This window comes from Staphylococcus marylandisciuri (assembly GCF_025519785.1).
GTDB classification, from domain to species: domain Bacteria; phylum Bacillota; class Bacilli; order Staphylococcales; family Staphylococcaceae; genus Staphylococcus; species Staphylococcus marylandisciuri.
The window spans coordinates 120,732-147,113 of sequence record NZ_JAOPKZ010000001.1; the positions used below are offsets into that span (position 1 = coordinate 120,732).

The 26,382-nt window shown below is 37.0% G+C and carries 27 protein-coding genes and 1 riboswitch; of the genes, 12 read left to right on the forward strand and 15 right to left on the reverse strand.

The window, feature by feature from the left end:
• Window positions 1-85 precede the first annotated feature (85 nt).
• Together N9R04_RS00655 and N9R04_RS00660 are read left to right on the forward strand one after the other, a co-directional pair.
• Window positions 86-445: a hypothetical protein gene (locus N9R04_RS00655; protein ID WP_262853594.1), complete on the forward strand. Its 360-nt coding sequence runs from the start codon at window positions 86-88 to the stop codon at window positions 443-445.
• A complete protein-coding gene (locus N9R04_RS00660; RefSeq protein ID WP_262853596.1) occupies window positions 442-627 on the forward strand; it encodes a hypothetical protein in 186 nt (61 codons plus the stop codon). Before N9R04_RS00655 ends, N9R04_RS00660 begins: the two co-directional genes overlap by 4 nt.
• Before the next feature lie 119 nt (window positions 628-746).
• Here N9R04_RS00660 and N9R04_RS00665 read toward each other — a convergent pair whose 3' ends face one another.
• Window positions 747-941 (reverse strand): hypothetical protein, encoded by a 195-nt coding sequence (locus N9R04_RS00665; protein ID WP_262853598.1) that lies wholly within the window; start codon window positions 939-941, stop codon window positions 747-749.
• A gap of 2 nt (window positions 942-943) precedes the next feature.
• The gene (locus N9R04_RS00670; RefSeq protein WP_262853600.1) at window positions 944-1,588 is read right to left on the reverse strand and encodes an HAD family hydrolase; all 645 of its coding nucleotides are present in this window, start codon (window positions 1,586-1,588) and stop codon (window positions 944-946) included.
• Window positions 1,589-2,191: 603 nt separating this feature from the next.
• Between N9R04_RS00670 and N9R04_RS00675 the strand changes: the two genes are divergently transcribed.
• Window positions 2,192-2,719, forward strand: coding sequence for a hypothetical protein (locus tag N9R04_RS00675; RefSeq protein WP_262853601.1), 528 nt, complete (start codon window positions 2,192-2,194; stop codon window positions 2,717-2,719).
• A gap of 282 nt (window positions 2,720-3,001) precedes the next feature.
• Here N9R04_RS00675 and N9R04_RS00680 read toward each other — a convergent pair whose 3' ends face one another.
• A complete protein-coding gene (locus N9R04_RS00680) occupies window positions 3,002-3,508 on the reverse strand; it encodes an SRPBCC family protein (protein ID WP_262853603.1) in 507 nt (168 codons plus the stop codon).
• A 582-nt stretch (window positions 3,509-4,090) separates the two neighbouring features.
• A complete protein-coding gene (locus tag N9R04_RS00685; protein ID WP_262853604.1) occupies window positions 4,091-5,398 on the reverse strand; it encodes a Na+/H+ antiporter NhaC family protein in 1,308 nt (435 codons plus the stop codon).
• Between the two features lie 74 nt (window positions 5,399-5,472).
• Window positions 5,473-5,572: riboswitch (SAM riboswitch) on the reverse strand.
• A gap of 724 nt (window positions 5,573-6,296) precedes the next feature.
• Here N9R04_RS00685 and N9R04_RS00690 point away from each other — a divergent pair.
• Window positions 6,297-6,425, forward strand: a complete 129-nt coding sequence (locus tag N9R04_RS00690; RefSeq protein WP_262853606.1) for a hypothetical protein — start codon at window positions 6,297-6,299, stop codon at window positions 6,423-6,425.
• A gap of 117 nt (window positions 6,426-6,542) precedes the next feature.
• On the opposite strand, the gene N9R04_RS00695 is transcribed toward N9R04_RS00690, so the two are convergent.
• The 4 genes from N9R04_RS00695 to hutU all read right to left on the reverse strand — a co-directional run bounded on the left by N9R04_RS00695 (window position 6,543) and on the right by hutU (window position 11,927).
• Window positions 6,543-7,424 carry an SDR family oxidoreductase gene (locus N9R04_RS00695; protein WP_262853608.1) on the reverse strand — a complete coding sequence of 294 codons (882 nt, stop codon included), beginning with the start codon at window positions 7,422-7,424 and terminating at the stop codon, window positions 6,543-6,545.
• 59 nt (window positions 7,425-7,483) lie between these two features.
• A complete protein-coding gene (locus N9R04_RS00700; RefSeq protein WP_262853610.1) occupies window positions 7,484-8,605 on the reverse strand; it encodes an amidohydrolase in 1,122 nt (373 codons plus the stop codon).
• A 422-nt stretch (window positions 8,606-9,027) separates the two neighbouring features.
• A complete protein-coding gene (hutI, locus tag N9R04_RS00705) occupies window positions 9,028-10,266 on the reverse strand; it encodes an imidazolonepropionase (protein WP_262853612.1) in 1,239 nt (412 codons plus the stop codon).
• Window positions 10,266-11,927, reverse strand: a complete 1,662-nt coding sequence (hutU, locus tag N9R04_RS00710) for a urocanate hydratase (protein WP_262853613.1) — start codon at window positions 11,925-11,927, stop codon at window positions 10,266-10,268. Before hutU ends, hutI begins: the two co-directional genes overlap by 1 nt.
• A gap of 375 nt (window positions 11,928-12,302) precedes the next feature.
• Between hutU and N9R04_RS00715 the strand changes: the two genes are divergently transcribed.
• The 3 genes from N9R04_RS00715 to N9R04_RS00725 all read left to right on the forward strand — a co-directional run bounded on the left by N9R04_RS00715 (window position 12,303) and on the right by N9R04_RS00725 (window position 13,764).
• Window positions 12,303-13,175, forward strand: a complete 873-nt coding sequence (locus N9R04_RS00715; protein ID WP_262853709.1) for a LysR substrate-binding domain-containing protein — start codon at window positions 12,303-12,305, stop codon at window positions 13,173-13,175.
• Window positions 13,176-13,289: 114 nt separating this feature from the next.
• Window positions 13,290-13,550, forward strand: coding sequence for a hypothetical protein (locus N9R04_RS00720; RefSeq protein ID WP_262853614.1), 261 nt, complete (start codon window positions 13,290-13,292; stop codon window positions 13,548-13,550).
• Complete coding sequence (locus tag N9R04_RS00725) at window positions 13,459-13,764, forward strand: hypothetical protein (protein ID WP_262853615.1); 306 nt, start codon at window positions 13,459-13,461, stop codon at window positions 13,762-13,764. The genes N9R04_RS00720 and N9R04_RS00725 overlap by 92 nt, the downstream gene beginning before the upstream one ends.
• Before the next feature lie 52 nt (window positions 13,765-13,816).
• On the opposite strand, the gene hutG is transcribed toward N9R04_RS00725, so the two are convergent.
• Window positions 13,817-14,752: a formimidoylglutamase gene (gene hutG, locus N9R04_RS00730; RefSeq protein ID WP_262853616.1), complete on the reverse strand. Its 936-nt coding sequence runs from the start codon at window positions 14,750-14,752 to the stop codon at window positions 13,817-13,819.
• Window positions 14,753-15,003: 251 nt separating this feature from the next.
• On the opposite strand from hutG, the gene sdpC reads away from it, so the two are divergent.
• Window positions 15,004-16,188 carry a peptidoglycan release complex CPBP-like subunit SdpC gene (gene sdpC / locus N9R04_RS00735; RefSeq protein ID WP_306439772.1) on the forward strand — a complete coding sequence of 395 codons (1,185 nt, stop codon included), beginning with the start codon at window positions 15,004-15,006 and terminating at the stop codon, window positions 16,186-16,188.
• Between the two features lie 3 nt (window positions 16,189-16,191).
• Here the strand turns inward: sdpC and N9R04_RS00740 are convergent, their stop codons facing one another.
• Window positions 16,192-16,395 (reverse strand): hypothetical protein, encoded by a 204-nt coding sequence (locus N9R04_RS00740; RefSeq protein WP_262853617.1) that lies wholly within the window; start codon window positions 16,393-16,395, stop codon window positions 16,192-16,194.
• Window positions 16,396-16,505: 110 nt separating this feature from the next.
• On the opposite strand from N9R04_RS00740, the gene N9R04_RS00745 reads away from it, so the two are divergent.
• Complete coding sequence (locus N9R04_RS00745) at window positions 16,506-17,123, forward strand: LysE/ArgO family amino acid transporter (RefSeq protein WP_262853711.1); 618 nt, start codon at window positions 16,506-16,508, stop codon at window positions 17,121-17,123.
• A gap of 208 nt (window positions 17,124-17,331) precedes the next feature.
• Here N9R04_RS00745 and N9R04_RS00750 read toward each other — a convergent pair whose 3' ends face one another.
• Window positions 17,332-18,021, reverse strand: a complete 690-nt coding sequence (locus N9R04_RS00750; protein WP_262853713.1) for a ribose 5-phosphate isomerase A — start codon at window positions 18,019-18,021, stop codon at window positions 17,332-17,334.
• Window positions 18,022-18,198: 177 nt separating this feature from the next.
• Window positions 18,199-19,209 carry an aldose epimerase family protein gene (locus tag N9R04_RS00755; protein ID WP_262853618.1) on the reverse strand — a complete coding sequence of 337 codons (1,011 nt, stop codon included), beginning with the start codon at window positions 19,207-19,209 and terminating at the stop codon, window positions 18,199-18,201.
• A gap of 245 nt (window positions 19,210-19,454) precedes the next feature.
• Between N9R04_RS00755 and N9R04_RS00760 the strand changes: the two genes are divergently transcribed.
• Window positions 19,455-20,066 (forward strand): DNA-3-methyladenine glycosylase, encoded by a 612-nt coding sequence (locus tag N9R04_RS00760; RefSeq protein WP_262853620.1) that lies wholly within the window; start codon window positions 19,455-19,457, stop codon window positions 20,064-20,066.
• Window positions 20,067-20,149: 83 nt separating this feature from the next.
• Here N9R04_RS00760 and N9R04_RS00765 read toward each other — a convergent pair whose 3' ends face one another.
• Window positions 20,150-21,478: a Na+/H+ antiporter NhaC family protein gene (locus N9R04_RS00765; protein WP_262853622.1), complete on the reverse strand. Its 1,329-nt coding sequence runs from the start codon at window positions 21,476-21,478 to the stop codon at window positions 20,150-20,152.
• 402 nt (window positions 21,479-21,880) lie between these two features.
• Here N9R04_RS00765 and gltS point away from each other — a divergent pair, with 402 nt between their 5' ends.
• Window positions 21,881-23,089, forward strand: coding sequence for a sodium/glutamate symporter (gene gltS / locus N9R04_RS00770; protein WP_262853623.1), 1,209 nt, complete (start codon window positions 21,881-21,883; stop codon window positions 23,087-23,089).
• A 223-nt stretch (window positions 23,090-23,312) separates the two neighbouring features.
• On the opposite strand, the gene fni is transcribed toward gltS, so the two are convergent.
• Window positions 23,313-24,356: a type 2 isopentenyl-diphosphate Delta-isomerase gene (gene fni, locus N9R04_RS00775; RefSeq protein ID WP_262853624.1), complete on the reverse strand. Its 1,044-nt coding sequence runs from the start codon at window positions 24,354-24,356 to the stop codon at window positions 23,313-23,315.
• Between the two features lie 461 nt (window positions 24,357-24,817).
• On the opposite strand from fni, the gene N9R04_RS00780 reads away from it, so the two are divergent.
• Window positions 24,818-25,285, forward strand: coding sequence for a thioesterase family protein (locus N9R04_RS00780; RefSeq protein ID WP_262853626.1), 468 nt, complete (start codon window positions 24,818-24,820; stop codon window positions 25,283-25,285).
• A 33-nt stretch (window positions 25,286-25,318) separates the two neighbouring features.
• Here N9R04_RS00780 and N9R04_RS00785 read toward each other — a convergent pair whose 3' ends face one another.
• Window positions 25,319-26,215, reverse strand: a complete 897-nt coding sequence (locus tag N9R04_RS00785; protein WP_373316331.1) for an alpha/beta hydrolase fold domain-containing protein — start codon at window positions 26,213-26,215, stop codon at window positions 25,319-25,321.
• Window positions 26,216-26,382: the final 167 nt, after the last annotated feature.

Sequence of the window (26,382 nt, forward strand, 5' to 3'; positions counted from 1 at the left end):
TTGATGCAAATGGAGGTCACTCTTAAAATTTATTAATATATGATATAATCTTTATAATCTTAATAAAGGAGTTTATAAGTTAGCTATGTCTAAAAATCTCATGGCGCGTTCTATCGTCATTGCCTGTGCGTTTGGCATAATTTTCCTACTCATTAATTTATTTAACAAACATGAAAGCTCTATAGGGATGGTTATCGGCAAGTCGATTCTTGCTGCATTAGTCTTTGGCTTGCTCTACTATACTCTATTTGCGTTGATGAACACACCAGAAAGAAAGATTAAATTTGGTGTTACTATCCCCATTTGTATGCTTTTAGCAATCATTATTGGTGCTGTGCTAGGAGCTCTCAAAATAGGTATTATAGTAGGACTGATTGTAGGGGTTTTAGCAGCATACATCTGGGAATTTATTTCATCTCATCAAAGCAACGGAGGTAAACGATGAAAGCGATAATAGGAATTATATTAATCATATTATTAATCGGCAGTACAGTAGCTAATTACAAAGGTTTAAAGGCAGCTCAAGCAAGTGGTCAACATGCCACACGGTTTAAAATTATTCTCGGTGTAGATGTTATTTTGCTCGTCTTAGTTTCAATCGCATTCATCTTCCAATTCATTCTCTAAATTAAGCGATTTGTTTGTAATCAGTTTCATTTATAAACATAAGAGAAACCCTCACTATGTGTTCAGAATCTAGTCACATATGTTTGAGGGCTCTTCTGAATAATATTATTAATTTCTAATCAAAAGTGGAAATAATGGGATAATATAAAATAATAAAATAAACCCGCACATATCAAATAGATAGCTGTAGCAACTATAAATGAACGGAAATGTATTCTAAGTGGAACTTTTTTATTAAAAATGGGACCTAAAACTAAATTTCCTATAGCTAATACTACTGGACCGCCTAGAAAGAATAATAGGAGATAACCCATATCTATTTCTCTCCTCTATCGAAATAACGCTCAATCAATTGCTCAGCTGTGATATCTTTATCTGTATAGTTAATTGAACTGAAGTCGTGGTGCTTAGTAAGATTATTAGTATTTATAACTACATCTAACCCAGCCGTGGTTGCTGATTCAGCGCCGTTTAATGAATCCTCAATAGCTAGGCAATTCACAGGGTTATAGTTTAGAGCTTGAACCGCTCTCAAATATAACTCAGGACTGGGTTTAACCTCCTCCACATCTTCCTTCCCTACAACGACATCAATAAAGTCTCCAAGTTCCAAATGATTATAGGCTTCCTCTATATCTTTTCTATAACTACTCGTTGCTACAGCCATAGGGATATGACGTTGTTTGAGCATAGTCATGATCTCTTTTATTTCAGGCCTTATAGGTAGAGAAGCACTAGATCGATGAATGTCTTCGTATAAACGAGTCTGTTCCTCTTCCCCGATTGTTTCTGCTAAATACGACCGCAGTTGATCATCAGACCCACCGATTGTTTCACTGTAATAAGAGCGGGATATTAAAGCTTCATCTTGCTCTTCTAGATAGTGATTAATCGTTTCGTAGATGTGTTGTTCTGTATCAATAATAGTACCATCAAAGTCAAAGATTACTGCTCTATACATTCTAATTTACTCCTTGCTAGTCTGTTGTAAACCAAGTTGTCTTCATAAAATGATTTACTGAGTTTCGCGTTTTTACAACTATAGACATAAGCGGAACTCCCATGATTTAAATCACTTCATTAACTCGATATCGTATAACTCAAAGTGTAACATAACAACATAATAAATATTATAGTAGTGCTTAGAGGTCTGTTCAGATCAGTGGTGGATGGATCAAAACTCTATTTTCCAATTCATTACCCGTTACCTTGAGGAGGATGGGAAGTTACCAAAGCTTAGTAAACGTTCAGCTCAATTAATTCACTAATGAAGGTCGTTATTCTGGTTAACATTCAACTTCTAGTGTGACAATCTGAGCTCTTTTATTTTACCTCCAAAGTTTTCATATCGTTATTAGAGTTAAACTACTATTTAATTGTTTTGTAATTATTATTTAACTTCATTCTAAAGACCTAGTGCTATAATCTAATTACAGTGATACAATTTAGTAGAATAAAGTAACGCTCATCCCCAGCAAGTCGCGTCTTAGATAACCTCAAATATATTGGGATGGCTTAAAAACTTTTGAAAAATTACTCTAATAGCTCAGATGAGGAGGTTACTATGTTTCTAGATAAAACTGAAACGTTCGTTATCAATATTGGCGAATTAAATAAACGTCGTGCACGAAAACAATTGACTAGACTTTGTCAACAAGTTCAATTTTGTGACCCATTCCAATTCAACATCATTAAAGAGGATCATGTTTTCGCTTTGGAAATACACATTCCTAAACGTCAACTACCCTATATTATTAGCTTTTTGAGTTTCCATAATTACTCTATTTATCAAATTGTCATTGCATGCCATCACAAAGAATTATTAGACTCAAATAAGCTCATGCATTCATCTAAACGTTTTGAGCTAAATGTGGATGGATTACACGATGCCTATGTTAAAGATAAGATTATAGATATTATGACGATGCTAGATAATACCGAACATCTCACATACACCTTCACCAAACATCGTATCGACGTGTGCTGTACGGCTCAAGTATTTGCGAAACTCATTTATCAGATGGCTACACATCACATTGATATACATGGAGCGGAATATTGCCCTCGCGTTGCAGTTAAGCGTATTTCATAGTTAGAAGCAAACTGTTATCCTACACATAACTTTTATAAAATTAATAAATAACGACCACTATTAATAAAATACTATTAGCAATATGAAAAGGGAGCGGGACAGAAATCTAATTTGAATAAAAAGATTTCGTAGTCCCGCTCCCTTTAATTATAGTGATACAGTCAAATAGCTACTACGCAGTTACTTGATATACACTATTGAAATAGGCTTTAACTTTGATAATCGAGCCTTCCTTATCCTCCACCAGTCAACGACGTAAACAGCTAATAATTATTCACACACTTAATCGTTTGATTCATAATCTGCTAACAGTTCATGCAAACGATCAAACATTAATTCAAAACCGTGAGCTGTAGAATCGTGATATTCTTTCTTCAATTGTTTATATTCAAGCGTTGTTAAACGGCGCTCTTTAGGTACATATGCTGTGTACGTAAAGATCATGTGTGTCTTACCAGGTTCTCTCTCTAGAAATTCTACAGTAATATGATCTTCAGAATCACTCAATTCTGGCATACCTACCGTCATTTCTATCCATCCATTCGGTTCTAAGGCGATGTAAGAACCTTTTACATAATTCCTCTTGCCTTTACGCTCGTCAATTATTTCATAACGTCCCTCTGGCTCAGCATTAACAGTTAACGTTTGATTCGTACGCTCAGTCGTCATAAACCAATGTATCAGGAAGTCCTTGTCGACCCACGCCTGATATGCAAGTTCAGGATCTACTTTAAACAATCGTTCAATTTCTATCTCTACATTTTCATTTTCTACATTATATTTCGCCACTCGTTTCACCCGCTTTCTTGTTCCTACTATCTTAGCTTATTTCTAAAGCTAAGATTAATAAGTAAATCATTCAACTTATTCATTTTACATTTAAAACGTGATAAACGTCAACGTATGTTAAAAGCTCAATTCTAATCCGATGTCTACTAATCGAATAGTAACTTTTTGAAATAACTGTATGCACCTTTCTCGTTTACTTTACAACTTGTTCTTAAAATTAGAAGAAACTCCCCGTTAAGTTGGGAGCGGGACAGAAATCTAATTTGAATAAAAAGATTTCGTAGTCCCGCCCCGGCAAAGATGCTGAAAAAGGCTGAGACATTACATTATGTCCCAGCCTTTTTCTCCCTAGTCAAAGACCATTATGTCCCCGCCTCTGCTTAACAGAGAGACTACCCTACCGCAAATATTTACCTTACAGGAATAATTTCGATATGGAAGGAGTATGTACATATTAAAAGCGCGTGTCATACTGCTTATAAACTCAATCAAGTTCTACTATTAAAAGTAGATTTCTATCATCAATCTCCGAAATTCTTTTCGTTTAATACTGATCAGCGTCTAAATAAGCGATTATTCCGTCTAATGGGACGCGTGACTCTTCTTATCTAAGCGTGGAAACTTAAAGAATATAGCTACTAAACCGCTGATGCCTAACAATATAGGATAAATACAATACGGTACTAACTCTACAGGTGATAAGCCTGCTACACCTGCTGCAGCGATGAGCTGAGGGCTATAGGGTAAGAGTCCTTGGAAGCAACCACCAAATATATCAAGAATACTAGCTGATTTGCGTGGATCAACCTCATATTCATCCGCAATGTCTTTAGCTAATGGTCCAGACATCAGAATGGATATCGTGTTATTAGCTGTGGAAATATCTGCAGCACTGACTAAAGTAGCGATACCATATTCAGCCCCACGTTTAGATTTCACTTTGCTACGCACAAAGTTGAGCAACCAACGAATTCCACCGTAATATTCTATAATCGACACCAAGCCACCTATTAAAATAGCAAGTATAGCAATGTCTTCCATACCTTCAATACCTTTAGCTAACGACTTAAGTAAGCCTGTCCAACCATAGGAGCCATCAATTAAACCAATGACTGCTGATAAGATCGTTCCACCAATTAAGACGACTATAACATTAAGGCCAATGATAGCCAGTACCAGTACTAGAATATATGGAATGACCTTAATAATATCAAAATGATAACTTTTAGTATGAGAAACGTGAACACCATGAGTCATAATCCACAGAATAATCATCGTTAATATGGCACCTGGCAACACAATCTTAAAGTTAACTCTGAACTTATCTCCCATCTTGGTATGTTGTGTGCGCACAGCAGCTATTGTAGTGTCGGAGATCATTGATAAGTTATCTCCAAACATTGCACCTCCAACTACAGTAGCCATTGTTACTGCCGATGAGACGTCTGTCGCTTGTGTTAAACCGAAACCTACAGGAGCTATAGCTGCTACAGTTCCCACTGATGTCCCCATAGAGATAGAGACGAACATACAGATAATAAATAGTCCAACAATTAAGAAATTTTCAGGAATTAATGTTAAACCTAAATTAACTGTTGATTTAACTCCACCCATATCCTCAGTGGCTTGAGAAAAAGCCCCAGCAAGTAAATATATCAAGACCATAAGAAGTATATTAGAATGCCCTGCACCTTTAGTAAATACTTCAACCTTTTTATTGAACGAAACCTTGCGATGGATGACCAAGCCAAATATAGCCGCTATCATAACAGCTACATTTAACGGCATAATAGTGAAATCTCCAGTCGCAATTCCTACGCCTAAGAATAAAATTATAAATAGTATGAGCGGTGATAGGGCCCATAAATTTCCTTTCTTCTCTTCTTGCATATTATCCCACTTTCCTTATGTAGTAAAAAAACTCTTTTCTTACAAGAAGAAAAGAGTAAATAGTTACCTCGTACATCTTATCTTCAAGCAATGCAATGCTTCTGGAATTGGCACACGCTTATACATGTTGCCGAAGTTTCACAGGGCCAGTCCCTCCACTTCTCTTGATAAGATATTAAATTTAGTTTCACAATACATGAAATGAGTTAAAGCGTCAACTCATGACCGCAAATAAATTAATTCTCTTAATATAAATAGCTAAACTAAATCTATCTAACTAATATAAGTTGTTAATTTAAAATTCGCTTTACTATACTCTAAATAAAAGATCGTAAAGCGTGCCTCTTCTACTCCTAATAATCACACAGTTATTGAGCTCCTACATGTTAGAATAGAGCCGAGAATATCAGGAGTAAACCGTTATGTCTTTGTATAGATACTCTTGTTACTAACTTACTACTATCATTATTAGCCCTTTTTATTACCATGCACCGTATCAACATGTAATCATTCACTATGAAAAACGAATTAAATCTCAACTTACTCATAACCTTTTAAGCTAAAACGCAAAAGGCCTATAAATAAAGACGAATGGATGTAGACCCAGCCTTTGGGTTGCTAAACGCTACTTCGAGTTCAACGAAATGTCGGTACGCGGACTCTAAGAGCTAGAACACAAGGTCGAGTTCGTCATTCTAGTATAAATTTATAGTAATGACTAGCACGTTGTATGACTCAATATCACATTTGAACCAAAGAGGCTGGGACATAATGGTCTTTGACTAGAGAGAAAGAGGCTGGGACATAATGTAATGTCTCAGCCTCTTTCAACATGTTGGCAGTAGATGACTGATTTGAAAATGCGCTTGTATCAAGCTTTTTTCAATTCTAGTCATCCTTGCCGGGGCGGGACTACGAAATCTTTTTATTCAAATTAGATTTCTGTCCCGCTCACTTCTTAACTACTGACATATTTATATTACTAACTCTTGCTACCTATATATACATGGCTGAAAGAGCAGCATAACCAACAAGAGTTATCATTTTTTAACTAAGTGAAGCTACAACTGATAACACCTTGTGAATATGACTTAGACCTAAGAGATAGCCCAGCCGCACTAACTATTATCTATTTCGCCATGAACTAGTTAATTTGGCCGCCACCTGTAACGCCATACACTTGACCTGTCGTATAGCTAGATTCTTCAGCCGCTAAATGTACATAAATACCTGATAATTCAACAGGTTGACCAGGTCGACCTAGCGGCGTGTTTTGACCAAATTCAGGTATCTTAGACGTAGGTTGACCTCCTGAAATTTGTAGTGGTGACCAGAAAGGTCCTGGTGCTACACAATTCACGCGAATTCCTTTATCTGCAAGCTCTTCTGAAAGGCTTTTAGTAAGCGAAATAATAGCAGCTTTAGAAGCAGCATAATCATGGAGGATTGGATTAGGCTTGTAACCTTGTATTGATGACGTAGTCGTAATTGTAGCTCCAGGTTGTAGATAGTCTAGTGCTTTCTGCACTGTCCAGAAGATAGGATAAACATTCGTTTCAAATGTTTCAACAAATGCTTCAGTAGTAAAGCCTTTAATGTCATCATGATATTGCTGATGTCCTGCGACAAGCGTTACGTTGTCTAAACCACCGAGCTCATTATAAGCTTTCTCAACGAGCTCATAGTTGAATTGCTCGTCTCTTAAATCTCCAGGAATAAGCACTGCTTTACGTCCCGCAGCTTCAATAACATTTTTAACTTCTTCTGCATCCTCTTCCTCCGCTGGAAGATAATTGATGGCTACATCTGCTCCTTCTTTAGCGTAGGCAATCGCTGCTGCGCGGCCAATTGCAGAATCACCGCCAGTAACTAACATTTTATAATCTGTTAGACGACCATAACCCTGATAAGTTTCTTCGCCACAATCTGGTTTAGGATCCAATTTGGTTTGTAAACCAGGAAGTGGTTGTTCTTGTTTAGGTATTTTTTCACTAGAGAATTTAGTTCTAGGATCTTGAGCTGTCATATTCAACACTCCTTTATTAAATACTAACTCTCTAATTACTTACCCATGTTTTTTAATTTTTAATTATTCAACAATTGTTTTACAAAATTTACGAAGTATTCTGGTGCTTTTTCTAAGATTCGTTCATCCGGATCGTAGAGTGGATGATGTAAATCGTATTCGCTCTGAGAACCAATTAAGGCGAACACACTAGGATAGTACTTAGAATAACCTGAGAAATCTTCTCCTATAGTTAATGGTTGTTCTAACATTTCAACTTTATAACCGACTTTTTTGGCAACTTCAATAGCTTTATCTGTTAATTCCTCATCGTTTACCACTGCGCCTGGTAAACGTTCATAGTTAAGGTCGATGTCTACATCAAACGCTTGAGCTAATCCTTGAGAAATAGCGTCAAGACGTTGTTGTATTTGATCTCTTACGTTCTCGTCAAATGTTCTAACAGTACCCTGAACATACGCTTCATCTGCAATCACGTTCCATGTACTACCACTTGATACCTCACCAATAGTGACAACAGCACAATCAAATGCTGATAGATTGCGACTCACTATGGATTGTATACTATTGATTAACTGTCCTAGAACAATGACAGGGTCCTTACCTTGATCAGGGGTCGCTGCATGCGCACCTTTACCGTAGATCTTGAATTCAAAGCGATCAACTGCAGAAGTCAAGACGCCTGGTTTAATAGCAAATTCACCCACTTCTAAAGAAGGATAGTTGTGGAAGCCGAGAATAGCTTTAGCACCATCCAATACTTGAGTTTCTGTTATATATGACGCACCATATCCAAGTTCTTCAGCGGGCTGAAAGATAATTCGAACACGACCGTGAAGTGTGTCCTCTTGAGTCTTTAAGCTTGTAGTAGCGGCTAGAATAGTAGCCATGTGAATGTCGTGACCACAAGCATGCATAACGCCTTGATTTGTTGAAATAAACTCATGTTTAACTTGTTCGTTAATAGGTAAAGCATCGATATCGGTTCGAATTGCAACGAAATCTTCTCCTGATCCAATTTCAGCAACAAGTCCTGTTTTTAAAGGTAGATCTAAGATTTTAATATCATAATTTTCTAGAATATGCTTTAAGCGCTTAGTTGTCTCTACCTCTTGTTCAGATACCTCTGGATACTGATGAAATGTTCTTCTCCAATTGACGTAATCCTCATATTGTGGCATTACGTTTCACTCTCCAATCTCTTTTTATAAAAAGTAATACTTTAGATAATTTCATTACGAAAAAATTTAGCGCAATCTCAATACTTATATAACTATCATAACACTATTGTCAAAATTTTTGTGCAATTCGGATTTGATAGCTACCCTGCTCTCCTCATATATACTCTTCCTTAATTATTATGACTATCCACTAGCAATGGTTTTACCTCTCTAAATATTAATTGCTATAGAAAAAGGGGCGGGACAGAAATCTAATTTGAATAAAAAGATTTCTGTCCCGCTCCCTCTATAGTGATTTAAGGTTTGAAATGAAAGTAAAGTTAGCATCGTCTCTACGAATCGCTACTTAAAATTAAGATCTCTCATAGTTAAACCTATTCCCAATGAGGTCATCACTTTGCCACATCAACCTCATGTTACCTTTATTGATCTAAGCTAAATGAATTATCTACGATAACTTTACCATTTTGTATAACTTTTTGAGCATGATTGATACCGTAGTGATATGGAATATACTCATGATTTGGCGCGTCCCAAATTACGATATCCGCAGTGTCACCTTCATTAATTGTACCTGCATCAGCATCGATAGCCTTAGCAGCGTTGACTGTTACGGCATTCCATATTTCATTAGGTGATAATTTAAGTTTCAACGCGGCGATAGACATAACGAGTTGTAAGTTATTCGTCACACAACTACCAGGATTGAAGTCAGTAGCAATAGCTATAGCACCGTTGTTATCAATCATACCGCGTGCGTCTGCATACTCTTCTTTACCTAGGTAGAACGTCGTACCTGGTAATAGTACTGCTACAGTATTACTATCATTAAGTTTAGCTTTATCTTCATCACTAGAAGCTACTAAGTGATCACCAGAGATAGCATTCTCGTCGATAGCTAGTCCTAAACCACCTAGAGGATCGATCTCATCAGCATGAATTTTCACTTTGAAACCTTGCTCTTTAGCGGCTTCCATATATTTCTTAGATTCCTCAACTGAGAATACTCCAGTTTCACAGAATATATCTGCGAAATCCGCATATTCTTTCATTTCTGGAAGTAAGTCGATCATTTCTTGTAAGAAAGCTTCATTAGATTCAGCTTCTTTAGGAACAGCGTGTGGTCCTAAGAAGGTATGTTTAATACGTAAACCGTATTTTTCTGCTAAACGATGTGCCACACGTAATTGTTTTAATTCGTTCTCACGGTCTAAACCGTAACCGCTCTTACATTCGATAGTTAAGACACCATATTTTACCATTGTTAAAATGTCTTTTTCTGCTTTCTCGAACAACTCATCTTCAGAAGCATTACGAGTAGCTTCGACGGTAGATAAGATGCCGCCGCCTTGTTCAAGGATTTCAAGATAAGACTTGCCTTGACGCTTTAATGACATTTCATGTTCGCGTGAACCACCATGAACGAGGTGGGTATGAGCTTCAACTAGCGCAGGAGAAACTACTTTACCTTGCGCATCAATCGTTTCATTAGCCTCATATTCTTCTGTATGAGGACCAGAGTATACAACTTTACCATCTTTCACAACAACAGTACCATTCTCAACGATTTCTAATTCGTCTAACTCTTTTCCTTTTAATGGTCTGTCCGTAGATTTAGGTAGAATAAGTTGACCGATATTTTGTATTACTAAATCGTTCATTATTTATCACCCTTGTTTGTAATAGTTGGAATGTTAATACCTTTTTCTTTAGCAACTTCAATTGCTTTTTCATATCCTGCATCTGCATGTCGTACTACACCCATACCCGGATCTGTAGTTAATACACGTTCTAAGCGACGTTCAGCTTTTTCAGAGCCGTCTGCAACCACAACCATACCAGCATGAAGTGAGTAACCCATTCCAACGCCGCCACCGTGGTGGAATGAAATCCAAGAACCGCCAGCTGCTGTGTTGATTAAAGCATTAAGAATAGCCCAGTCACCTACAGCATCAGAGCCATCTTTCATCGATTCAGTTTCACGGTTTGGACTAGCGACTGAACCAGAATCTAAATGGTCACGTCCGATGACGATAGGTGCAGAAATTTCACCGTCACGTACTAAGCGGTTTAAAGCTTTACCCATTTTAGCACGTTCACCATAACCTAACCATGCGATACGAGATGGTAAACCTTGGTAAGAAATTTTTTCTGATGCTAAATCAAGCCAACGGTTAAGCTTTTCATTGTCAGGGAATAATTTTTTCATTTCTTCGTCTGCACGTTCTATATCTTTAGGGTCACCACTTAATGCAGCAAAGCGGAAAGGTCCTTTACCTTCACAGAACAGCGGGCGAATATATGCTGGAACGAATCCAGGGAAGTCAAATGCATTCTCTACGCCGTTGTTATAAGCAACTTGACGAATGTTATTACCATAATCAAATGCTATCGCACCACGGTTTTTAAACTCAAGCATATATTCAACATGTTTAGCCATGGATGCTTCAGATTCTTTAACGTAGTTCTTAGGATTTTCTTTACGATATTGATTCGCTTCCTCAACGCTATAACCTTGTGGTACATAGCCATTTAATGGGTCATGAGCACTTGTTTGGTCTGTAATGATATCAATTTTGAAATCTCTTTCAAGAATTTTTTCATAAACATCTACTGCATTACCTACAAGCGCGATAGATAAAGGTTCACCTTTTTCTTTAGCTTCTTCAGCTAAACGTAAAGCTTCATCTAAGCTTTCTGTCTTCACATCGCAATAACATGTTTGAATACGTTTGTCTATGCGAGTTTCGTCAACATCCACTGCTATTACAACTCCGCCGTTCATAGTGACAGCTAGTGGCTGAGCACCGCCCATTCCACCTAAACCAGCAGTTAAAGTGATCGTTCCGTTCAATTTGCCATCGTAATGTTGATTAGCTAATTCACCGAAAGTTTCGTAAGTACCTTGAACGATACCTTGTGAACCGATATAAATCCAGCTTCCTGCAGTCATTTGGCCGTACATCATTAAGCCTTTTTTATCTAACTCGTTAAAGTGATCCCAGTTTGCCCATTCTGGCACAAGCACAGAGTTTGATAATAACACACGAGGCGCTTCATCATGCGTTTTGAATACTGCCACAGGTTTACCAGATTGCACTAACATCGTTTCGTCTTTTTCTAAATTTCTTAGCGTTTCTTCAATAGCTTCAAAGGCTTCCCAGTTACGAGCTGCTTTCCCGATACCGCCGTAAACAACGAGGTCTTCAGGTCTTTCAGCCACCTCTGGATCTAAGTTATTATATAACATCCTTAATACTGCTTCTTGTTCCCAATCTTTACACTCGATGTCTAAACCTTTCTTTGCTTGAATATTTCTCATCAAAATACACTCCTCATCATACTATGATTTACCCTTCGTTTTGATTGATGTGAAAGGACATTAGAGATGTACGCTCTTATCATTGCGCAGTGCTAACTACGCCGCATAGCTGAAACAACTAGAAGGGTTAATTGTCTCAGATTGATGTAATTAACACTAAAAAATAGAAGTGACTACCCCTACCTTTCACACGTACTTGTTTACAATAACTTGATGCCTAAATACTCGACGTTGTTATCGAAACCATTGAAATATTCTTATTTCTATTTTTTCAATGCGTCACACTTCAATTATAGCTCAATTAGATATAGACTACCAATATAAATAAACTAATCATTTATAACAATAAACTATAAATAGGAGAAGTTGGATATGATAAAAATTATTCAATTAGAATATTTCATTGCAGTAGTAGATCACAATAGCTTTACAAAGGCAGCAGACTTCTTACATATTAGCCAACCTTCTTTGACAGCTACTATAAAGAAAATGGAAGAACGACTTGGATATGACTTATTTTATCGAACTACTAAACAAATCCAAATTACCGAAAAAGGAATACAGTTCTATCATTACGCTATCAACCTCGTTCACACTTATTCGCAAACGATGGAGAAAATGCACGATTTAAACCTCAGTTCAACTCCAAAGATCAAAATTGCCATCTTAGAATCTACTAGTCAGTGGATGTCTCAGGTCCTATCTCGCCATAGTAAGACACATCATAATCAACGCTATATGATTGCAGAACGCCATGACATGAATCAAGTAGTTGAAGATTTACTTAACTTTAACTATCATTTCGCAATTTCTAATGAGGAAATTAAACACGAACTCATCTCATCTATTCCGCTTTACAGAGAGTCATACGTCCTCCTCACTCCTAAGGATACGTTTAACAACAAGCAATCGATTTCAATCGAGAACTTGCCTCTCATTGTTCCTAACAAAGGCTCGCAAGTACGCAAACACTTAGAAGATTACTGCACACGCATCGGCATTCACCCTAACATCATAGTTGAATCAGACCGATTTGAAACTGCTCTTAACTACGTCCATAGAGGCATGGGCTACGCTGTGCTCCCCCGTGTGTACTACCAGTCCTATAACGCAAGAGATCTAGATGCCTATGAAATTCGCCCTAAGATGAGCCGTCACTTATATATAAATTACCTTATGAAACGTCAATATGCTTCTAATGTCCAAACTCTAATAGACGAGTGTCTAAATTATTGGGATATCTCATAACACATGAGATTATCATTCGTTAGCTTTGGCCTTCAGTTATACCCTTGCCAACAAACACTTCTTCTAGTTATGTTCCAATCAACTCAAAGATTATTAAACCTAATTAATTAAAACATGCTAGAAGTTTTTAAGAAGAACACGAGGTCGGGACAAAAACGTTTAAGGTTTGAGCAGGGGGCCCCAACAAAGAGAAACTGGTTAACCAGTTTCAACAAGCACAGAGAGTTGGGGTGGGGCCCCAACAAAGAGAAACTGGCAAACCAGTTTCCACAAGCTATGCAAGTTGGGGTGGGGCCCCAACACGGAGAAACTGGTAAATCAGTTTCCACAAGCTATGCAAGTTGGGGTGGGGCCCCAACACGGAGAAACTGGTAAATCAGTTTCCACAAGCTATGCAAGTTGGGGTGGGCCCCAACAAAGAGGGAGCGGGACTACGAACTCTTTTTTGTTCAAATTAGATTTCTGTCCCGCTCCCAGAGCACAAAAGCTTTATGTCCCAAACCTTTCACTTTTAACAGTTGATTATCGATCAGAAAACTTTCAAAGTCTATACCACACAATTAGCGGGAGTAATACTACTCAATCGTAGCCTTACCCCCGCTTTAAAATAAATTCTTAAAATTCGTTTGGTGGAAGATTTTTTATTTAATAAAGTGATGGAAAAAGTTAGCAGTCAATTTAGCAGTACGGCTATCAACATCGTACGTCGGATTAGTTTCTGCAATACTAATTGTAGAAACTTTATCACTCGGAACGATGCGCTTCGCTAGGTCGAGCACTATGTGAGGATGTAATCCTAAGACCGCTGCTGCACTGACGCCAGGTGCAAATGCGCTATCCACTACATCCATACATATAGTGAACATAATGACGTCGTGATCATGAATATAACGTTCAAGTTTATCTTTAATTGGTGGTGAAACTTGATGATATAGCTCATCTACAAAGACATAGCTCACGCCTTGTTCATCAGCGTAGTCGAATAACCCTTGCGTATTGCTGCTCTGTTGAATACCAAGAACAAAATAATCAGCATTGTCATCTTGTTCAAGTATTTGCCTAAAGCTTGTACCGGAAGTAGAACCTTCCTCTTTACGCGTATCAAAATGGGCGTCAATGTTAATGACACCTATCGATTTATCAGGATAAGCGTCTCTTACTCCAAGATACTGTGCATAAGCTATATCGTGTCCTCCACCAAGTAAGAATGTCTGCTTGTGACGCTTAATTGATTTAGACACGAGATTTGCGTACTCTTGTTGCGTTTCTTCAAGCGGGCGATCATCTTCATGCTCAACATTACCATAGTCTGTAACTTCTGTAGAACCTACCATAGGTAATGAGGCGAAAGCTTTACGTATAGCGTCTGGACCTTCTTTAGCGCCAATGCGCCCTTTATTTAACTTCACACCATAGTCTACTGCATAACCTAGCATACCTACACCATTACGCTTGGCAGTATCATCCGTATCATTCAGATTATCAAAGTTCACAGTTTGAAAATGTCGGAAGTGTCTTTCATCAGTTTCACTGTCTAATCGACCCGTCCATAAATCTTCTTGTGCTTCTCTATACATCGTGCTCCCCCTTTAAGCTAATTACTATTAGTATACGTTGAGATGAACTCGTTTACAATTTCTATTTTCCCAGCAAAATTTTAGCTAAACGCTTCTCTAGCTATCAAATAGTTAAATATTTCATTTATGTAAAAAAATATTAAAACTGTTACAGTTCAATGATAAATCTACGATTACATTTTAATTATTTAAAGCTTATATGTATAATTGACTATAAATGATTTTTTGAAGACCTTACTGGAGGGTACCTAATGAAACAAATACGCTTTTCAGGTTTCCAATGGGCAATGATGGTGTTTATCTTCTTTATCATTGCTGAAGTATTACATATGATTTTAGGAGATTATCAAGAAAAAATTCATCTCAAACGGTTTATCTTCGATGTACGAGCTTTAGCACCGTTCATTGCATTTATTCTCTGCATTATTGTATTCAAACATCGAACACTGCAATTACAGAGCATGAAATTTACCATTAATTTAAAAGTAATTGAACGTATGCTACTCGCATTGATCTTGCCTGTGCTGATCTTTATCTTGTGCATGTTGAGCTTTAACACCTTTGCAGATAGTTTTGTCTTATTACAAGGTGATGACCTATCAGTCTCTATATTTACAATTCTTATTGGTCAACTCATAATGGCTTTTCTCATTGAGTTAGGATTTCGTTCATATTTACAAAATATTTTAGAAACTAAATTAAATACACTCTTTGCTTCTATAGCGGTAGGTGTTCTATACGCTATCTTCAATATTAACCTAGAATACAGTTTCACATTCACTTTATATAACGTGCTCTATTGGTTTGCTTTCTCAATGATTGTTGGCGAGCTGATTCGCGCCACAAATGGCCGCACTATTTATATTGCAACTATCTTCCATACTGCCATGTCCTTCGGTTTAGTCCTTTTATTTAATGAGGAACTTGGTAATATATTTGCAATGAAGGTCATCGCGTTATCAACGTCTGGAGTCGCTTTAGGTTATATTGTATTAACCCTCATCATTCGTGGCATAGCCTATCTCTTCACGCGTAAAAATTTGGATGAGGTTGAAGCTAATAACTACTTAGATCATGTGAATGAGGAGAGCGAATTATCTGAAACTCATTCATCATCCAGTCTTGCTAAACCATCACAGGATAATAGTGATATAAAAAATGATTCGGTAAGTGAAGATGCTTCTCAAAAGTATAAAGATGATGTGGAAAAGACTTCCGACAAAGAAGAAGCACCGAATGAGATAGAAACAGAAAATAACACTAATAACCAAACTGAAGATTCAGCCTTTGAGCGAGCTCAGTTTTCAGTCGAACATAGTAAGGATGAGGAAAAGAGCGGATCAAGCGAGAAGACTGAACGAAATAAAAATACAGTTACGTCCTCAGATCAACGGACACCATTCGAGACTGATAATGACCATCCTCATCGAAGATAAGATTCAAATCAATGTACAGAACGCCTTAATCAGTTCCGCACGTATATCCCCCAACAAATAGGACTGATGCGTTAAATTGAGGGGGGAGCGGGACAGAAATCTAATTTGAATAAAAAGATTTCTGTCCCGCTCCCTCTGTGTTGGGCCACCCCAACTTGCATTGCTTGTGGAAACTGGTTTACCAGTTTCTCTGTGTTGGGGCCCCACTTAACTTTTTTAACTGATTGTCTTGCTTTATATAGAAAGAAGTGAGAAAATTACAAAAAATTACTCTGATTATGGAGATTGAACTCTATACATATGAAAGGATTCTAGTCATGTTGCAACCTATAATTCATGGTTTTTTGTTAGCTTTAGGTCTTATTTTACCTTTAGGAGCGCAAAATGTTTTTGTATTTAACCAAGGAGCTAATCATAAGAAATTATCAGGAGCTTTACCCGTTATAATAACTGCTGGCTTATGCGACACTTTATTGATCGTTCTTGCAATATTAGGTGTTTCCTTAATCCTGATGACTTTGCCCATTTTACAATTGATCGTTTATATTATTGGCTTTATATTTTTAATATATATGGCATGGTCACTATGGAAAGAAGAGCCAAATCATTTAAAGAATATCGACTCTATGAGTGCAAAGAAACAAATCGGGTTTGCATTATCTGTCTCATTATTAAATCCACACGCTATTATGGATACTATAGGGGTTATTGGTACAAGCGCTTCTATTTATTCTGGAATGGATAAATTATTATTCAGCGTTTCAGCTATTGCTGTTTCTTGGTTATGGTTCATAATTCTAGCAATATTAGGAAACATTTTAGGATCAGTAGATAAGACGGGTAAGTACATCATATTACTAAACAAGGTATCGAGTATTATCGTAATTATAGTCAGTATCATTATCTTAAAGAATATAATAAATCTAATATTGTAGTTACCACAAGTTGGAGGCAATTAAGTAAACATTTATCTACAGTCTTCACTTAACATAACAGCAGCTAGATATATTCTAATGAAAGAACTTCTAGCTGCACTTCTTTATCCTACAAATTTACTGTAATGATTTTATCCCTTTATACAACACTTTTACACCCTGCCGAAATATATAATTGAGTCACGTCTCGGGGCTCATCAGTTGCTAATTAAGAGCGTTGTTTAATCTTTACTCCGTCTTGTGTCCCAAAGATGACTGCTTCGGTTGTGTCGAGAAAGTAACCCGTTTCTAATACCCCGATAAGGTGAATTAAATATTCATGTAACTGATAAGGATCCAGACGCTCCTTTAATTCTAAATCTAAGATGTAATTACCATTATCCGTAATAAATGGCACATCATCAGCCATGCGTCGCATCGCTATCACAGGTTGATCTTGCTCTATCTTACGCGCTAACAAGAGCCAATTAAATTTATCCACTTCTACTGGAAGCTTGAATTTATCACCTAAATGAGCAACCTCTTTCGTTTCATCCACAATAACTATAAATTTTTCTGCCATAGTATCTATGACTTTTTCACGAAATAAAGCACCGCCGCCACCTTTTATTAAATTCAGATTTGAATCTACTTCATCAGCTCCATCTATTGCTATATCGACGTGATCAACATCATTGATATCAACGATCTTTAATCCATGTTCTTTAGCAATAAAAGCCGTCTTTGTCGACGTGCAAACGCCAATAATATTGAGTTTCTCAGCTCTAACCTTCTCTGCAATTTTAGGCACGAGCAACTCAATTGTTGAACCTGAACCTATTCCAAGTACAATATTATCTGTGATATGGTTCAACGCATCGTCAAACGTGCTCATCTTTAATTGCTTTATGTCCATAATGTTGTCCCCTTTACAATGCGTTCTTTTACTATTATTGTACACAAGTTGCGTTCAAAGTCCTAGCTAAAATGCAAGTTTCATAACATCACTTACCATCTTTTACTTTTAAGATTGCGTTATATAAGAATGAGTGCATTTGTTCGCATCAAAGCGCATGCCCCACTACTAAATTGCTTCTTATTTTTTTAATATTTGATAAGTTGTTTTAGAGTAGAATGGCTTTTCTGCCTCTAGAATACTTTTAGCCTTATTTCCATACATATTGATATCATTCGGTAAGAATTGCGTTTCAAGCGTAAACCCAGAATGAGGTTTATAGATGTTAAAGTCGTGTTTCCACACTTTACTATCATTTAATGTATAAATAACTACATTGGGCATATCAGAGGTTACCGTTAAAGAAAAATTCTTGTTTTCAACTGTCATTTTACCTTTATCTAGAATAAATGGGTGGTCAAGTCCATTAAATTGCTGAATTTGCTCTTTGATAATTGTATGATTACTTTTAAAAATAGAGTCAAAAGCTATCTCATTATCTTCAAACACCTCAGAGAGATTAAGCGGTGCCTGAGACGCAATCATATGTGATTTGTTAAGAGGATACATACTTAATTGATCACTTACTATGGAATGATTATTAATCATATTATTATCTTTATTTAAATTAAAGTAGACGTGATTTAAAGGATTAAATAATGTCGTTGCTGAAGCCACTGCTTTATACTCGATCGTCCAACGATGTTCCATATCATAGGTATGTATCACTTTTACATCTATATCTCCAGGATAGCCATCTTCTTCACTCTTTAATTGCGTAGTAAAAATAATCTTTACTCTATTGGCTTCTTCCTTAACTTCATAATCGAAATATTTAGTATCAAGTGCTCGGCTTCCTCCATGAAGGTGATGAGATCCATCGTTCTTTTCAAGTTGATAACATTGCCCTTGTAAATCAAATCGAGCATTCTCAATTCTACCACCATAACGTCCCACTGTAGCACCAAACTTAAACGGATTAGCTTGATAGAATTCATCCGCTTCAACTGCATTGCCTAATACGATATTGTTGTCATCATATTTCCATGAAACTATACGTGCTCCATAATTAGTAAAGACAATTTTGTCTTCGTCACTATTCACTTTAATAAGAACTAAACCATTACTTTGTTCCTCAATGTCAGCAAACATCTTCTTACTTCCTTTCAACATAACACTTCAAACTTCTTAATTTACTTCTAAATTTTACTTACATCCAACATTATTGTAACAATTGATATAAATTTATGACTAGGTTATTTTTATGGATAATTGAGAGAGTATATGATGTTTTACTATAATTTGCACTTAACTCTCTTGGAGATAGTGTTGCAGTGCGAAGTTATAGCGATTAAAATTTGCATAGAGTCTTTTAATAAATATGTAAGGTGATAATTATGGACTTTGTTGAAAATGATACGGTTCAAACCGCTAAAGATTTATTAGGAGTTAAAGTCATTTATACAGATGGTGAGCAAATTTATAGTGGATATATTGTTGAAACAGAAGCTTATCTTGGTTATCAAGACCGTGCAGCACATGGCTATCAAGGTAAGCGCACTCCTAAAGTAGAATCTTTGTATAAAAAAGGTGGCACTATTTATGCGCATGTAATGCATACGCATCTCCTCATCAATTTTGTCACTCGCGAAATTGATGTACCAGAAGGCGTACTCATTCGTGCAGTTGAACCATTAGAAGGAATTGAAGCGATGCGTATCAACCGTAATAAAGATGGCTACGACTTAACTAATGGTCCTGGTAAATGGACCCAAGCTTTTCACCTGCCGAGACACTTAGATGGTACGCTATTAAATAGCGGTCGATTACAGATTAATATTAAGCAACGTAAACGACCTCGAGAAATTGTCGAAGATAGCAGGATAGGCATACCTAATAAGGGTGAATGGACGCACAAACCATTGCGTTTTTCAGTGAAAGGTAACCCTTTCGTGTCACGTATGCGTAAATCAGCAATGTTAAATCCTGATGATACTTGGATGTCATAAATTAATAAGCGATGCAACCTTAACGTCGAGTAAATGTGTCATTTACCTGCGTTAAAAGTCATCGCTTATCAAAATGGAAGTTACTATTTCTTTGATTGTTTAACTAATAATCCAAATTGAATAGTCAATAATGCGCAAACCACAAAAATAACTGGGTAAATGGAATATTGTAAGACCTCAATGTAACTCACATGCCCGTACTTTTCAGCCATTAGCATGCCGCTATCATGGGGCAATACCATCAATGCGCAACAGGCAAAAATATCGAGTAAACTCGCCATGCGTTTCGGTGGTACCTTATACTCGTCGCCGATTTCTTTAGCTATTGGCGCTGAGATAATAATAGCTAAAGTGTTATGTGACAGGGCGGCTGATAAGATACCCGACATCAAGCTAATTACATATTCGGCACTTTTTCTTCCTTTTGCTTTCTTCTTCATCGTTGCTATAATCCAATCTATACCACCATAATAACGTATTAAAGCCACGAGACCACTTACTAGAAAAGCGACGAGGAAGATCATAAACATGCTCTCCATTCCGTCACCTATGGATTTCGTAAATTCAAATAAGCCTAGATGACCTTGCACCAGACCTATGACTCCCGCAATACCAATCCCAATGATAAGAACGAGAATAACATCTAACCCAACTATAGCTGCTATTAATACAAATAAGTACGGTAAGATATCTACAAAGTTGAAACTTAAGTCACCTTGCACTTTACCTGTACCGCCTATTATCGCGTAGATCACAGCAGTAATAACTGCAGCCGGAATGGCGACATAAACATTCATTTTAAACTTATCTTTCATTTTAGCTCCTACACCATTCGTAGCTGCAATTGTGGTATCAGAGATGATAGATAAATTATCTCCAAAATAAGCACCTGCTATCACTGCGGCGCCTGCAGCAGCTACATTCAAGTCAGCGGCTTGAGCTACCGCTACACCCACTGGTATGAAAGCAGCTTGTGCTCCAGAAGATGTGCCTAAAGTAAGAGCGGCAAGACCACTCATAACAAATATGCCTGGAATTAATAGGCTAGGTGGAATGATAGACAAACCTAAATGAACCATAGCTTCTTTACCACCCATCGCAGTAGTAACCGTTGAGAAAGCGCCAGCAAGCAAGAGAATAAGCCCTAAATTGACTATACTTGAGTTCCCGGCTTGTCGAGCAAATATTTCAACTTTCTTATTAAATTTAGTTCGACGATCATAACAAGTCCATGCAATGATAATACCAATAAAGATAGCTACATGCCTTGGCAGCATATCAAAAGCATCTTTCTTTCCCAATGCAGTAAATGTGATGCCAACACTAATATAAAGCACAAGAAATATAACGAGTGGTAAGAGTGCTAATGCCCCGTACTGTTTGTGGCTGCGCGAATCCGTTCCTACTTCCATTACCTAGCCTCCCTTACATGAATTGACCCTATTCTAACTAAAACTATTCTATAATTCATTATTTAAGCTTACTATTCCACTCAGATTAAATGAATATAACTGATAGGGGGAGCGGGACAGAAATCTTTTTATTCAAATTAGGTTTCTGTCCCGATCCCATTGTATAGAGCTAATTTATTTAAAAAATATAAACTGTTTATCTTTTTTAAATATAAGCTATGTTTCTAAACAAATTTTTCTTTATTAAATACAAAGTAGATATATGTACAAAAAATATGTATAATGGCTATCATGGGGATTTGTACATACTTAAACGTTATAATATCGAAGTTTATATACTTCTTAGTTATGACAAATGTTTGTCTTTAGCAATTTAAACTTAAAATAAAGGGGGAAGAAATCATGATCGAACTTGATCCAATTACGACACTCGCAATTGCAGCTGTCTTATATTTGATTGGAATTTTCATAGTAAATCATGTTTCAATATTGCAGCGACTATGTATTCCTGCACCTGTTATAGGGGGCTTGATGTTTGCTGTCATAGTAGCTATCTTTCAATCCTTACATATCGTTACAATTAAGCTCGACTCTGATTTCATTCAGAATTTCTTCATGCTTGCATTCTTTACAACCATCGGTTTAGGTGCTTCAGTAAAGCTTCTAAAGCTAGGTGGTAAGATACTTATATATTATTTTTTATTTTGCGGTGTTATGGCTATCTGTCAAAACCTGATCAGTGTAGGACTAGCAAAAGTATTACATATTCCTGCTTTACTCGGTTTAACTGCTGGATCTATGTCAATGGAAGGTGGACATGGCAATGCAGCAGCATACAGTCAAACACTCCAAGATATGGGTGTGAATAATGCTATTACAGCGGCGCTCGCTGCAGCAACATTAGGACTTGTGGCCGGTGGCTTAATCGGCGGCCCTGTCGTTAAATTTTTAATTCAACGCTATAATTTAAAGCCGGCACACGCTCAGGAGACAACTAAAGATTATGGAGAAGTAGAGTATAATGAAGCTTTACATTCTAAGATGAGTACGACTAATGTCTTTTTCTTACAATTTACGATCGTAGCCGTGTGTATGGCAATTGGTTCTTATATAGGAAATTTATTTACAGATCTTACTTCTCAGAATATCCCCGTCTATGTCGGAGCGATGATTATTGCAGTTATTATCCGTAACCTATCAGAATTCAGTAATATTAAGATTATAGACATGAAGATTGTCGACTACATTGGAAATGTTTCTTTAGGTCTATTTTTATCAATCGCTCTGATGAGTATAAAGCTTACGGAAATCTATTATCTCGCTATTCCTTTAGTCATCATCGTAATCGTTCAAGTCATCTTTATCGTGCTTTTCTCTGTCCTTGTCGTCTTTAGAGGTCTGGGTAAAGACTACGATGCAGCAGTAATGATTGGTGGCTTTATAGGTCATGGACTAGGTGCTACTCCGAATGCTATGGCGAACTTAGACGTCATTACTAAAAAGTTTGGTGCTTCACCTAAAGCTTACTTAGTCGTTCCTATTGTAGGGGCTTTTCTCATCGATTTACTGGCCATGCCGATCATTATGGGCTTCATCAATTTAGTGCATTAATGAGTCTTAACTGCTAATTGCATTCAGTTACTATTCTAACTTGCATTGGTAAAAGGTGAACAACAAGAAGATACAAAATCACAAATAATATTACTAACCTGGAAGATGCATCCCATAAAATAGGGAGCGGGACAGAAATCTAATTTGAATAAAAAGATTTCTGTCCCGCTCCCTTAAACCGTTACTGTAAATAATGTAATGTTAAGACTTTCCACACATTTATCTATTGAACGTTTAATTCGCGTTGTTTTATCCATGAAATCAAATCATGGTTAAATACTTTCTGTGCTTTTACTACATCGTCTAAATTTTTAGCATTTAGCATCGTCATAATCTTCTTCAATTGCTTATGAAACGCGTTTACGTATTCAATCGTCGCCTCTACACCATGCTCTTCAACTTGATTTAAGAATGGGCGTGACATACCTACTGCTTTAGCGCCTAAAGCCAGCGATTTAACTACATCTAAGGGCGAGCGCACACCTCCACTAGCGAAAATATTCATATCTGCTTGAAACCCTATACTTTCGAGCAGCGATTCTATAGTAGATTGACCCCATTGCGATAGATAACTCATGTCTTTCAAGTCCCGTCGTTCATTCTCTATATTGACAAAATTCGTACCTCCACGACCACTCACATCTACATATTTCACACCTATATCGTATAATTGATTGAGCGTTTCTTTACTCATACCAAATCCAACTTCTTTGACTATAACAGGCACATCGATAGTCTCTACAATGTCCTTAAGATTTGCTAACCAAGTTGAGAATGTACGGTTCCCTTCAGGCATAACAAGCTCTTGCGGTGCATTAACATGTACTTGCAATGCATTAGCATCGAGCAGTTTAACGGCTTCTTGAGCTTTCTCTACAGGGACGTCTGCCCCTACATTACTGAAGATAATACCGTCAGGATTAACTTCGCGCACAATTTCAAATGACGGAGCCATATCTTGGTTACGCAATGCTGCATGTGTCGATCCCACTGCCATAGCTAGTCCTGTTGCTTCAGCTATTTGTGCTAACTTTTGATTAATTTGCTTTGTCCAATCACTTCCGCCCGTCATAGCGTTTATGTAGAGAGGTGAACTTAGCGTAAAGTCGTCAAGTTCACATGTGAGATCTACCTCATTAACGTCGATAGAAGGGATGGAATGATGTACGAAGCGCATCTTATCAAAGTCAGATTGTGGTAAATCTTGTTGCGCCATTGCAATTTCTACGTGTTCATTTTTTCGTTGTTCTCTCTTTTTATCGCTCATTATTGTCCTACTTTCTTAAACATGATACAACATACTTTCTTTAAACGTATTTGTTAGTAATATAAATATTTATATTCAAGGATAGAAAAATTGACTTACTCTACAAGGATTTATTTTTTCAGCAATACCCTACCAATTGCTAGATTGCCGACGCTTGTATTCCCACTTACTGTATCATCAATCGCAGTATGATTAAAGAGCAAGAAATTTATATAGGTAGGTTAACAAAGCGGGCGAGTATCTTTTGTGTATCGGCTCATCTAATTAAACGTCGTCACGTTACGATAAACTTTGTAGCGCAAAGTGACTCTGTGGAATAGATGACTTTCTAAAGGTGGATTGAGCACGGTAATAATACATCATCAGCGGGAAAATTCGCTTGTTCGACTTTATTCTATCATGAAATTTCAAATAGTATGTTATGATGTTAACACTATCATAATCGCAAACGAGGTGTTATCGTGTCAGAGATTTTTACAGTATCACGTTCTGTCCCAAAGACGTATATTGATCATAATCATCACATGCATGATGCTTACTATAATGTTGTCTTTAGTGAAGTTATCAATGAATTTAACTATAACCACGGACTGTCTTTAAAGGAGCGAGAACAATACCAATACACTTTATTTACTGCTGAAGAACACACCGCTTATCTAGCTCAATTGAAAGAGAACGACCCATTTAAAGTATATGTGTACATCTATAACTACGATGTTAAAAGAATCCATTTCGTTTTATTACTATACAAAGAAGATGGTACGTTAGCTGCTACAAATGAAACAATGATGCTAGGAATCAACACAGCTATCGAACGCACTGCTCCATTTCCTGAATCGTATTTGAAGGAACTTAAAGTTTATTATGCACAACAACCGCAAGTACAATGGCCTAAACAAATTGGAACATGCCTCGGCATCACGAAATAACGACCTGACTACAACGATTCAACGCACTCGGTATCACTGGATTGTTTGGCAGATCTCCTTCAACACCCGATGAGATTCATGTAAAGGAAATAAAGGAAAGTCATGAATCATGCGATAGAACTGGTGAAAGTGAATTGTATTCTGATTTCGCTCATATAAATCGCCTAGCTTTACCATATCTGGATAATACAATTCCTCAGTGCCACCGAACATGTAAGTGGGCGGTAGATGAGTCATATTCCCATAAATTGGAGAGACCCAAGGATCAGTCTGAGTTAAGTTGCCTGCCCATAATTGCAATACCTTCTGAATTCCTTCTTTATTATTTAGCAAATCCTTAACTTCAAGCTCAGAAGTTATTGCCGAGTTAGAGAAAGTCCCATCAAGTAATGGAGAGATTAAATATAATTGATTTGGAAGTGGTTGGCCTGCTGCGATAAGCTGTTGCACAAGGCTTAAGGCTAAACCACCTCCACTGCCATCTCCCATCACTATGATGTCTTCTGCACCAACTTCGCTTAACAGCTGCTGATACATGCTATGGAGTGCTTCATATGTATCTATTGCCGAGTAACTAGGTGCTTTAGGGTAGATCGGCATGACCACTTCGCATAAAGTATTCAAAGCTAGTTTATCGATCCAGCGCCAATGAAAGACTGACGGTTGTAGAATATTATATCCGCCGTGAATATATAATATCTTTGTAGTCAATTTGTGATGAAAGTTAGCTCTAAATACTTGCATATGACCATGCTGTTGCTTTTCTAAATTAGATTTAATATTCAACATTTCTGGTTGACGATGAGGTTTTAAATTCTTATAGTGCTGTTTATCTATAAATTTTTCAAATTCTTCATCATTTTTAAAATATAAAGAGCGATGTGGTAAAACGTATTTATTTATTATTTTACTAATGAACTTCTTTTTCATTGCTCCCTCACCTGTCCTATCATTATAAATCATACTAAAGCTATTTAGCGTCACTTTCCCCCTAATGCTTCTAAGAAATAGTGTCATCATTAATTTAATTGCGCTATAATAGAAGCAAATGTTAGCTTCGATATGGCTATGTGGCAGTCATATTTATGATAAGTATA

Coding starts and splice junctions, on each gene's coding strand:
- N9R04_RS00655 (WP_262853594.1), top strand. CDS start 86: ATGTCTAAAAATCTCATGGCGCGTTCTATCGTCATTGCCTGTGCGTTT.
- N9R04_RS00660 (WP_262853596.1), top strand. CDS start 442: ATGAAAGCGATAATAGGAATTATATTAATCATATTATTAATCGGCAGT.
- N9R04_RS00665 (WP_262853598.1), bottom strand. CDS start 941: ATGGGTTATCTCCTATTATTCTTTCTAGGCGGTCCAGTAGTATTAGCT.
- N9R04_RS00670 (WP_262853600.1), bottom strand. CDS start 1,588: ATGTATAGAGCAGTAATCTTTGACTTTGATGGTACTATTATTGATACA.
- N9R04_RS00675 (WP_262853601.1), top strand. CDS start 2,192: ATGTTTCTAGATAAAACTGAAACGTTCGTTATCAATATTGGCGAATTA.
- N9R04_RS00685 (WP_262853604.1), bottom strand. CDS start 5,398: ATGCAAGAAGAGAAGAAAGGAAATTTATGGGCCCTATCACCGCTCATA.
- N9R04_RS00695 (WP_262853608.1), bottom strand. CDS start 7,424: ATGACAGCTCAAGATCCTAGAACTAAATTCTCTAGTGAAAAAATACCT.
- N9R04_RS00700 (WP_262853610.1), bottom strand. CDS start 8,605: ATGCCACAATATGAGGATTACGTCAATTGGAGAAGAACATTTCATCAG.
- hutI (WP_262853612.1), bottom strand. CDS start 10,266: ATGAACGATTTAGTAATACAAAATATCGGTCAACTTATTCTACCTAAA.
- hutU (WP_262853613.1), bottom strand. CDS start 11,927: ATGAGAAATATTCAAGCAAAGAAAGGTTTAGACATCGAGTGTAAAGAT.
- N9R04_RS00720 (WP_262853614.1), top strand. CDS start 13,290: ATGCTAGAAGTTTTTAAGAAGAACACGAGGTCGGGACAAAAACGTTTA.
- hutG (WP_262853616.1), bottom strand. CDS start 14,752: ATGTATAGAGAAGCACAAGAAGATTTATGGACGGGTCGATTAGACAGT.
- sdpC (WP_306439772.1), top strand. CDS start 15,004: ATGAAACAAATACGCTTTTCAGGTTTCCAATGGGCAATGATGGTGTTT.
- N9R04_RS00745 (WP_262853711.1), top strand. CDS start 16,506: ATGTTGCAACCTATAATTCATGGTTTTTTGTTAGCTTTAGGTCTTATT.
- N9R04_RS00755 (WP_262853618.1), bottom strand. CDS start 19,209: ATGTTTGCTGACATTGAGGAACAAAGTAATGGTTTAGTTCTTATTAAA.
- N9R04_RS00760 (WP_262853620.1), top strand. CDS start 19,455: ATGGACTTTGTTGAAAATGATACGGTTCAAACCGCTAAAGATTTATTA.
- N9R04_RS00765 (WP_262853622.1), bottom strand. CDS start 21,478: ATGGAAGTAGGAACGGATTCGCGCAGCCACAAACAGTACGGGGCATTA.
- gltS (WP_262853623.1), top strand. CDS start 21,881: ATGATCGAACTTGATCCAATTACGACACTCGCAATTGCAGCTGTCTTA.
- fni (WP_262853624.1), bottom strand. CDS start 24,356: ATGAGCGATAAAAAGAGAGAACAACGAAAAAATGAACACGTAGAAATT.
- N9R04_RS00785 (WP_373316331.1), bottom strand. CDS start 26,215: ATGAAAAAGAAGTTCATTAGTAAAATAATAAATAAATACGTTTTACCA.